We start from the raw sequence: 8,470 nt of genomic DNA, 5'->3' as shown, positions 1-8,470 counted from the left end.
TTGCCAAGACCAAGCAATACGCCATCTCGATGCGGCTCCGGAAGAAAGTGGAAATGCTCTTCGCCCACCTCAAACGCATCCTCGGGCTGGGACGATTGCGATTACGCGGCCCATTCGGCGCAAATGACGAATTTTTACTCGCAGCAACAGCCCAAAACCTCCGCAAATTAGCCAAGATCTTTCCTGCACCGCAGCAAATGCGAACGGCCTGATAGAAAAGGTGCTTGCGCCTACTTTTGGACGCTACTTTCTGCGCCAGCAACACGTCGTTTTTCCACAGAATCGGCGGAAACCGGACATTCGCTGCAGGTGCGAAGTATAGGTTCACCGTATGAGAAAGCAGACGTTTGGCAGCACGTGGCACTTTCAAACGCAATGAACGGCAGCAAGGAGCCCTTTTGCCTGATGCTGCGGTATGCATTAACGTCCGGCATTCAAGGCGAGGTCAACAACCTTCCAAAACTGAACGGAGTTTGCTTAGGGGGTTGCCGTTTTAGAACATTCGATGGTTTCAGATGTAGGGCCGGCAGATACGCAAACGACAGGTCTTGCCACTGCGAAACGAAATCACCCCCAACCTAAAGGCCGGAGGTGCTGTTTTCGCAGTTATCAGGAAGGCCAGTAATTGACCTTACACACTCAAACTCACATACCCTTTGAAACTGCGAAACCTGTAAAGCCGCCCATGCCCAGGTCAGCAAGATCGGTTAACGCACCAGTGGCCAAATCGACCGCGTACAACCGGGCAGTGGCCTCACCATCAATCTGAAGAACTGCATATGCCATATCGGTTCCTTCGGCGGGTGACACGATGTCGAAACCGCCCGCATCGGTGACATCAACAGGTTGACCATCGACGGTCAGCAATCCGACTGTCGCAAGCTCGCCGGCGTTATTGGCCAACGTAACAAGCGCATTTGCACGGGCGTCGAGCGCATATTGTGCCGTCGATGCCGCCGTAGCCCCTGCAATTGCATTTGTGTAAGCGTTCGCAAAAATCAGTGGATCTGCGCCTGCGGAATTGTCGCCATCTACGTAAAACGCATCCGTAAAGCGGCGCACAGAATTGGCCCGTTCATCGTTGTCGCCAAAACCTTCAGGGAAATAAACAAGGTTTGCCCCATCAGAACCGACGGCACGCACGGCGTCGATCTTGTTGTTAAAGTCAAAGGCGACTGCGCCCGTATTGATCTTGGCGTCGTCCATGAATGTGGCACCCAGATCAGTCAGAGCGCCTGTCATGGCGTTCACTTCGTATACCATCCCGTCTGCATAGCCGATCAGCTGACTTGTCACAGGGCGATATGCAATTGCGCGTAACGGCATATCAAGCGCGAAGGTCTGCACTTCATCTGGCTCTCCAATGCTCGCCATGGTGACCAGTGTTGCGCCGTCTTCCGCAAGCGCATAACCCATCATTCCTGCGTGTCCGTCCGCAATCGCAGGGGCGGCAAGCGCACCTGTCATAGCTGCAGTCAGGGCAAAGGCTGAAATCTGTGTGCTCATTGGTATCTCCTAAATATGCGTCGACGGACGTTGTGTCTGCCAATTCACAGGAGCAACGAGGAGCACTTCGTGGAAGTTTCAGGAACGTGGAAAAAGTTTTAAAAACAAGAATACGTTGTCCAAGCTCTTGTTTGTAGAATATGTCGTTATCAAGTTTCGTTACGACATACACCTGCTCATAAAGTCGACACTTTGATGATCCATGACCAAAGAGATGAGATAGAAACGTTGATTGCTCAGGTCGCTTTGGGCAATCAAGTTGCGTTTTCTCGTCTCTATGATGCAACCAGCGGGAAACTTTTGGCCGTTTGCATGCGTGTCTTATCCGAACGCGCCGCAGCAGAGGATGCAATGCAAGAAGTTTACGTCAAAGTCTGGAAGAATGCAGACAGGTATCAGGTCATGGGCCATTCGCCAATGTCATGGCTCATTACGGTTGCGCGGAACACAGCGATTGACCGTCTGCGATCGAGAAAAACCCATGACGATATTGCAAACCACGGTGAACGCATCGCGGCACCCGGACTGTCACCGGAACAATCTGCAATCGCCGCTTCGGAAACCAAAAGGATTATTGAGTGCATGGATGAATTAGGAGCAGACAAACGCGCGGCGATTTCGGGCGCTTACCTTGATGGAGCGAGCTATAAAGACCTGTCTGACCAGTTTGATGTTCCTCTTAACACCATGCGGACGTGGCTGCGTCGTGGCCTTGCCGCCCTTCGGGAGTGCATGTCGCGATGACCTCAGAGCTAACACCCCAAGAGCGTGACCTATTAGCTGCCGAATATGCTTTGGGGCTGCTTACAGGTGACGGCCTGACACAAGCACGGCAGATGGAAACGACTGACTCCAAGTTTGTACGGGCGGTAACCGATTGGGAGATTAGGCTCGCCACTCTGACCGACGATCTATTTGATGAGACACCCAGCCCCTCTGTCAAAAAAGCACTACTCGCCGAGGTTTTCCCACAGAAAATGGGTCAGCCGTTTTTTGAACGGTTATGGGTCTGGCAGGCGGGCGCCGCTTTTTGTGTGTTCGTGATGGCTGCTGTGATTGCGTTAGGCTTTAGAACCCCGGATCAAGCAACGGGACCGCTCTATACAGCTGAGATCGAAGCCGAGGCAGGGGATTTCAGGGTTGTCGCGGTGGTCGATAAATCCACTGACGAAATTTTTCTGACGCGCACCTTGGGGGCTGCCCCCGAGGGTCGTATTCTGCAAGTCTGGGCGCATGGTGAAGGCGAACCTACAATCTCTGTCGGTCTATGGCCCGAAGGTGATACGATCCGATTGCCCATGCCAGAAACAATCGCCGCCGTTGAAGGCATTCTGACAATCGGGGTTAGCGAGGAGCCCCCCAGCGGGTCCACGACAGGTTTGCCGTCGGGGCGAATATTCGGAACAGTCGATATACTGGGCGTGCTTGGCCAACTTTAACTTCCGGGCTCAAGACCTAAAACCAGACAACTTCCTCTATCGTCTGATTTATTACCGGCAGAATCAACCGTTCGTGACGAACCATAGCTTCTTTCAGCAGACCTTGGCGCAACAGCAGAGAAAGTGACAGTTACGGCGGTATCAACGAAATTGCTTCTCACGATAGGGCGGGGCTTGAGATCGCGACCTATGTCGAGATGGAAAGATGCGATAAAAGCCAGCAAAGTCCCGCACAGCAGAGATCGAGCCTGTCAAATTGCTGTGCCACTTTGCCAATATCAGCTTTGGGATGATGCACCGAAGCGCCAATTGATATCGCGAATGTCCGTTCTGGGCCGTGAGTGTCGTGTGATCTCGGTCGATCACCTATAATGCCGCAAAGCGGAGAATGGCAGGAATGAGCCCGAAGTGGCGGATGCTGCACCATCGACGAATGGCCGCTTTCGCAAGTGATCGATCAGGAACAATCGATAGACACGTCACACCAATAGGAAGCTAAAAGTGCGTAGACCACGGTTGTGATTTCGCGCGCGACGTCTTCTCGGGTACGTGCGTTTCTGTGAATGCCGAGCGCGCAAGACAGGATGAGATGGGTTAGTTCGCTTGGGTTCGTGTATCCTTCCTCTGACACCATGCCCTCGATCCGTTTTGCGACGTCGGTGTTCAGTTTTTCAAATGCGTGGCCTGCGTACAGAACCTTGTCTTCCATCATTTGGGCGACATGTGGCGATTGAAGCATATCGAACACTACGGAGTATTTGGCCACCAAGGCCGCTGCCAGGCGGGCTTCAACAGAACCCGATTTCGAGAACTCAGCGTCCATCAATTCCCATAATTCATCCAGTATAGATGCAATCATGGCCTGAAAAACAGCGTTTTTATCTTTGTAACGGCTGTACAAGGTCGGCTTAGCAATACCAGCCGTTTCCGAAATAGCTGCCATCGTCGTCGCACGGAGCCCGCGTTCAAAAAACAGGGTCTTCGCGGCGTTGAGTATCTGACTTTGTCGTTGATCTTTCATGGGCCTAACATCGGTTTCCGGTGCGCTGACGTCAATTGTCAAAAAACAAATCGCGTTGGCTTGAATTTACGAATTGAACGATTATTGTAATATTCGTAAAATTGGAGAAGACAATGAAGACAGTACTACTTACAGGGGTCACAGGGTTTCTGGGTGGCCATCTGGCTGTGGCTTTACTGCGCGCTGGCTATAAGGTTCGCGGCAGCCTGCGGACGCCGTCGCGCAGCGCGGAGACCAAAAAAGCCATTAAAGAGGCGGGTGTCGATGTCAGCCATCTTGAGTTTGTGGAACTTGACCTGACCAAGGATGCAGGCTGGGCTGAGGCCTGCAAAGGTGTGGATTATCTGGTTCACGCGGCATCCCCTTTTGTGACGTCCATGCCTAAGGATAAGGCGGAGCTGATCACCCCAGCGGTTGAGGGCACACAGCGTGCACTGATTGCGGCCCGTGATGCGGGTGTTGCACGGGTCGTGTTGACGTCATCTATCGCGGCGATTGTGCCGGGGCGGGGCAAGTCAGGACCAAGCCATTTGGACGCATCCGATTGGGCCGATCCGGACGGGGACGTGAATGCATATGTGGAAAGCAAAATTCGCGCCGAAAAGAAGGCCTGGGATATCCTGAAGCCGGGGACGACAAAAACTGAGCTGGCCGTGATTAATCCAGCCTTTATCGTTGGACCATTGCTGGATTCTGATCCGGGAACGTCGGGTGCGTTGTTTCTGCGGTTCTTGCGCGGTGAAATTCCGGTTGCGCCGCATCTTTACATGCATTCGGTCGACGTGCGCGATTTGGCGGATATGCATGTCGCGGCGCTCACCGCCCCTGCGGCCGCTGGCGCGCGCACGATCGCCAGCTTTGAGGCATATTCGATCATGCAAATTGCCACCTGTCTGAAAAAGGCATTCCCTGCTTACAGCAAGAAGGTGCCAAAGTTTCAGGCACCCGATTGGGTCATCCGGCTTGTCGCCTTGGTTGATTCAGACGTGCGAGGAAGCCTCAAAGAGTTGAGCTATAATCCGACCTTGGACGAAGCAACCGGCCGCGCACTATTGGGCCGCGCACCTATCCCCATTGCGGACAGTTACGTCGCTACGGCGCAAAGTTTGATTGAGCGCAAATTGGTGTGATACGCACATGTTGAGAAACGGGGTGTGGCCCAGATAAGGCGTCACACCTCAATTCTCACAGAACTGCATCTATAATTCAGTGCCGAAACCGGCCATTGGCGCACTCGCAGCGAAAGCTCACTTCGTCCGCACACCGGACCTTGAGCTGTTAATTTACTGCGTCGGGTGTCGAACGGCAGCTTTACGAAAGCTGCAACGCAGCGTGTGACCCTTCGGGCAACGGCGGCAATGGGCCGAGATCTGCCTTCGGGTTAGAGGCTCAAGGTAAACGTCATTTGGCAAGACAGTTTCGCGGGGGGTTAAACAAAACCGGAGCTTGCCCTCTCAAGAGCTCAAAGATTTGTAGACTGTGGCTCGTCCGATCCCAAGCTCTTTGGCGATCGCAGTCGCACCCATCCCTGATTGGCGCAGCTCTTTGACTTTGGCGTCATCGACAACTTTCGGACGCCCCTTGTAAAGACCCTTTGCCTTCGCTTTAGCGATCCCCTCCGCCTGACGCTTTCGGATAATGTTTCTCTCAAATTCAGCGAAGGCTCCCATCATCTGCAATTGCAGAGTTGCAAAGGCATCATCCGACTTCGCGGAGAACGTCAGCCCTTCAGTTTTGAAAGTAATCGATGCCCCTTGGTCGTTCAGTCTCTGAATGATCGATTGCAAGTCGCGTAGGTCTCTGGCCAATCGATCGATGCTATGTACCACCACAGTGTCGCCCTCTCGCACCCACTCCAGCAGGGAGTTAAGCGCTGGGCGGTCTTTGGCGTTTTTGCCGGATAGCTTTTCCTCGAAGATCTTATCTACGTGACCCAAGTCTTGTCGGTCGAAATTTTGCTCTACGGTGCTGACACGACGGTAGCCAATAATTGACATGAAATTCTCCTATGGTACTAGACCTTTTCAGAGTACTGTCTATAAAAACGTAATCAAGTATAAATGAACACTTTTTGCAGAAATTCATGACGTCTCCGTAGGGTAGACCTTTGTGGACTTTGATAGGTGGCAGTTAACTAGTACAATGGCGTCAATACGGACACGACAAATTCAGCAATTTCGGCCCTAAGTTGCCGTTCAACCGATTGGGCCACGCAGCAGCGCAGCGTCACCGAACCAGACCTTCGTACGCTACGCGGCATTTTAAGGAGCTGGATCAAGTGCCACACTTTTCGCTGTAAAATTAGGCGTGGCTTCCGGAATTTATTTAGATAATGTCGCGCTATGACAGCTGAAGAATTACCTCGCGCAAAAGAAGCAATGTCACGCGATTTGTTTGCGTTACTAATGCAGTTGACCTCTGAGCAACGTTGGCTCGTTCGTAGATCACAAGAACTTTACGACGTAGTTGCTGTGTGTGACGACGAGAAACAGAAAAAACTTATAGTAGACTTGATATCTCGGTTTCATTTTCGCTCTGCTCAGGAATATTTGGAAGACCGTCGAAATATTGCAATCAAAATTTCCCAGGATTGGGGGTGCATACCAACAAACACCATGTTGATTGCGTTGCAGGACAATGCTTGCGCCGACAGCAGTTCGGCGGCTGTTCAGCAATTCAAAGGCCCTCTCGCAGAGTATGCAGATTGGAAAACTCATAACTTCATAAGCAGCTTGAGTGAAGTCGTTCAACGGGCCAAAGATGGTAGTAACATCATAATTGTCGACGATTTCTGCGGCAGCGGTGAAACTATCTCGAAAAAAGTGCTCTGGCTCCGTGAGAAGTTGCAAGAAGCAGGAAAGTCGGTATCGTTACGTGTCGCGGTCGCTTCCTCAATGGAGCAAAGTAAGGGGGTCATCTGTCCTTTGGTGGAGGACTTTTATTCAGTGCATTGGCTTAAAAAGGGAATTCGCGATTTCTACTCGGGTCAAGATGCAGTGGATGCTGTCGAACTTATGGAAGCAATTGAGAGCAAATTGGGTGATCGCTACGGAAGCAAGAAACTTAAGGACTACAAGTTTGGCTGGAAGCAGTCGGAAGCTCTTTGTTATTTAGAGGGAGAAAACCCACCAAATAATAACTTTCCGATCTTCTGGTGGCGCAAAGCCAAACCCAATTCAGACCGTACAACTTTGCTCCCGAGGGTTTGAAATGAGCACGAGTTATGAACGCGAAGTGATTTTAGCTCTTTTCGAGTCCGGCGATTGGTTCGATTTGTACGAGCTGCACGAGGAACTACTTCTCTCTCCAGCGCAAGTTTTTTCCGTGGTAACATTTCTTGCAAGTGAAGCCTTGTGTAAGGTTGACGGAACAAAAGCCACGCTTACGGAAAAAGGTGTCAGATGGGTTTTGCGCAATCGAAAGAGGATATTTATGAGCACTAAACGGCACTGGAGCGTGCCTCAGGGTGCTGATGTGGCTCGCTTAAAAGTTGGTCAGCCTTACATGCCCAAACTAGGGTCAGTTGATAAATATTTTTTCCAAAAATTACGTTGATCGCGTGAACTACTATGATACGCTTCAACCGAAGAGGAGCCAAACAATAGCACTTCGAGGCGTATTCGCATCGGTGACTAAGGCCTGTGTTAACGATAGCTTCTGCTTTCAGCAGAAGCTGACGTTCTTGCAGAACATCAGCTAGTTCATAAAGAACTAGCTATGACTGTCTGTCTCTTTTTGATAATTTCCAGACAATCATATTTAGGTATTGAGGCTCCTCTTCACATAAAAACATGACAGACACATACACAATTCAAGACTGGCAAACATTTTTTGATGAACGCGTCAAAGGCAGACGCGAGCTAGTAAAAGGATACCTTCGGTATCTCGAAAAACTCGAAAAGTTTGGCCTTCCACCCATCTTCGAACTACGGCATCTGTCGGAGATGTTGGGTGTTGAAGAAAGTACACTTGTACGCATCGTCCAGTCCACGCCTTCGTTCTATCGGACGTTTTCAATTCCGAAGCGGCTCGGTGGCAAAAGAGATATAGCTACACCTTCGCCTGTGCTCTTAGAGGCGCAAAGGTGGGTGCTGTCAGAAATATTGACAAAATTAGAAGTCAACGATTGTTGTTTTGGGTTTGTCACTGGTCGATCAATTGTAGACAACGCGCGAGAGCATCTAAAAAAGCAGGTAGTTTTGAAGATCGATTTGAAGGGTTTTTTCCCTGCGATCTCACAAAATCAAGTAATGAAAATCTTTCTAGGCGTGGGGTACCCTGTTTCGGTGGCCTATTTTCTAACCCGTGTCTGTTGCCTGAACCGAAGCTTGCCTCAAGGCGCTGCGACCAGTCCAGCCCTAAGTGAGCTACTCCCTAATTGTTGGACAGTATCTGGCGTAGATTAAGCTACTCTTTGCACCTGCTGATCGGGTTTGGGTTCTGCCATTCGCTGCCAATAGATCACAGCGGGTGGTTTGCCGCCAAGTGCGGAATGCGGGCGGTT

At 51.0% G+C, this 8,470-nt stretch carries 10 protein-coding genes; 7 read left to right on the top strand and 3 right to left on the bottom strand.

The features are described 5' to 3' along the window. A partial coding sequence (locus ABJM03_RS11490; protein WP_348417625.1) for a transposase occupies positions 1–212 on the top strand: 212 nt, incomplete at its 5' end. A 433-nt stretch (positions 213–645) separates the two neighbouring features. On the opposite strand, the gene ABJM03_RS11485 is transcribed toward ABJM03_RS11490, so the two are convergent. Continuing rightward, the gene (locus ABJM03_RS11485) at positions 646–1,506 is read right to left on the bottom strand and encodes a DUF4394 domain-containing protein (protein ID WP_348417624.1); all 861 of its coding nucleotides are present in this window, start codon (positions 1,504–1,506) and stop codon (positions 646–648) included. Positions 1,507–1,701: 195 nt separating this feature from the next. Here ABJM03_RS11485 and ABJM03_RS11480 point away from each other — a divergent pair, with 195 nt between their 5' ends. Further along, on the top strand, positions 1,702–2,250 hold the full coding sequence (locus tag ABJM03_RS11480; RefSeq protein WP_348417622.1) for a sigma-70 family RNA polymerase sigma factor: 549 nt from the start codon (positions 1,702–1,704) through the stop codon (positions 2,248–2,250). Further along, complete coding sequence (locus tag ABJM03_RS11475) at positions 2,247–2,945, top strand: anti-sigma factor (protein WP_348417620.1); 699 nt, start codon at positions 2,247–2,249, stop codon at positions 2,943–2,945. The genes ABJM03_RS11480 and ABJM03_RS11475 overlap by 4 nt, the downstream gene beginning before the upstream one ends. A gap of 457 nt (positions 2,946–3,402) precedes the next feature. On the opposite strand, the gene ABJM03_RS11470 is transcribed toward ABJM03_RS11475, so the two are convergent. Then, positions 3,403–3,966: a TetR/AcrR family transcriptional regulator gene (locus ABJM03_RS11470; RefSeq protein ID WP_348417618.1), complete on the bottom strand. Its 564-nt coding sequence runs from the start codon at positions 3,964–3,966 to the stop codon at positions 3,403–3,405. Positions 3,967–4,079: 113 nt separating this feature from the next. Between ABJM03_RS11470 and ABJM03_RS11465 the strand changes: the two genes are divergently transcribed. Further along, a complete protein-coding gene (locus ABJM03_RS11465) occupies positions 4,080–5,096 on the top strand; it encodes an NAD-dependent epimerase/dehydratase family protein (RefSeq protein ID WP_348417616.1) in 1,017 nt (338 codons plus the stop codon). A 324-nt stretch (positions 5,097–5,420) separates the two neighbouring features. Here the strand turns inward: ABJM03_RS11465 and ABJM03_RS11460 are convergent, their stop codons facing one another. Then, the gene (locus tag ABJM03_RS11460; RefSeq protein ID WP_348417614.1) at positions 5,421–5,963 is read right to left on the bottom strand and encodes a recombinase family protein; all 543 of its coding nucleotides are present in this window, start codon (positions 5,961–5,963) and stop codon (positions 5,421–5,423) included. A 345-nt stretch (positions 5,964–6,308) separates the two neighbouring features. On the opposite strand from ABJM03_RS11460, the gene ABJM03_RS11455 reads away from it, so the two are divergent. From ABJM03_RS11455 to ABJM03_RS11445, 3 genes are all read left to right on the top strand, one after another. Further along, complete coding sequence (locus ABJM03_RS11455; RefSeq protein WP_348417612.1) at positions 6,309–7,175, top strand: phosphoribosyltransferase; 867 nt, start codon at positions 6,309–6,311, stop codon at positions 7,173–7,175. Position 7,176: 1 nt separating this feature from the next. Beyond that, positions 7,177–7,521 carry a hypothetical protein gene (locus tag ABJM03_RS11450; RefSeq protein WP_348417610.1) on the top strand — a complete coding sequence of 115 codons (345 nt, stop codon included), beginning with the start codon at positions 7,177–7,179 and terminating at the stop codon, positions 7,519–7,521. Between the two features lie 236 nt (positions 7,522–7,757). Continuing rightward, positions 7,758–8,372 carry a reverse transcriptase domain-containing protein gene (locus tag ABJM03_RS11445; protein WP_348417608.1) on the top strand — a complete coding sequence of 205 codons (615 nt, stop codon included), beginning with the start codon at positions 7,758–7,760 and terminating at the stop codon, positions 8,370–8,372. The last annotated feature ends 98 nt before the right edge of the window (positions 8,373–8,470 follow it).

The organism is Sulfitobacter sp., from assembly GCF_039977885.1.
Classification (GTDB): Bacteria; Pseudomonadota; Alphaproteobacteria; order Rhodobacterales; family Rhodobacteraceae; genus Sulfitobacter.
This window is presented reverse-complemented; position numbering and strand designations above follow the sequence as displayed.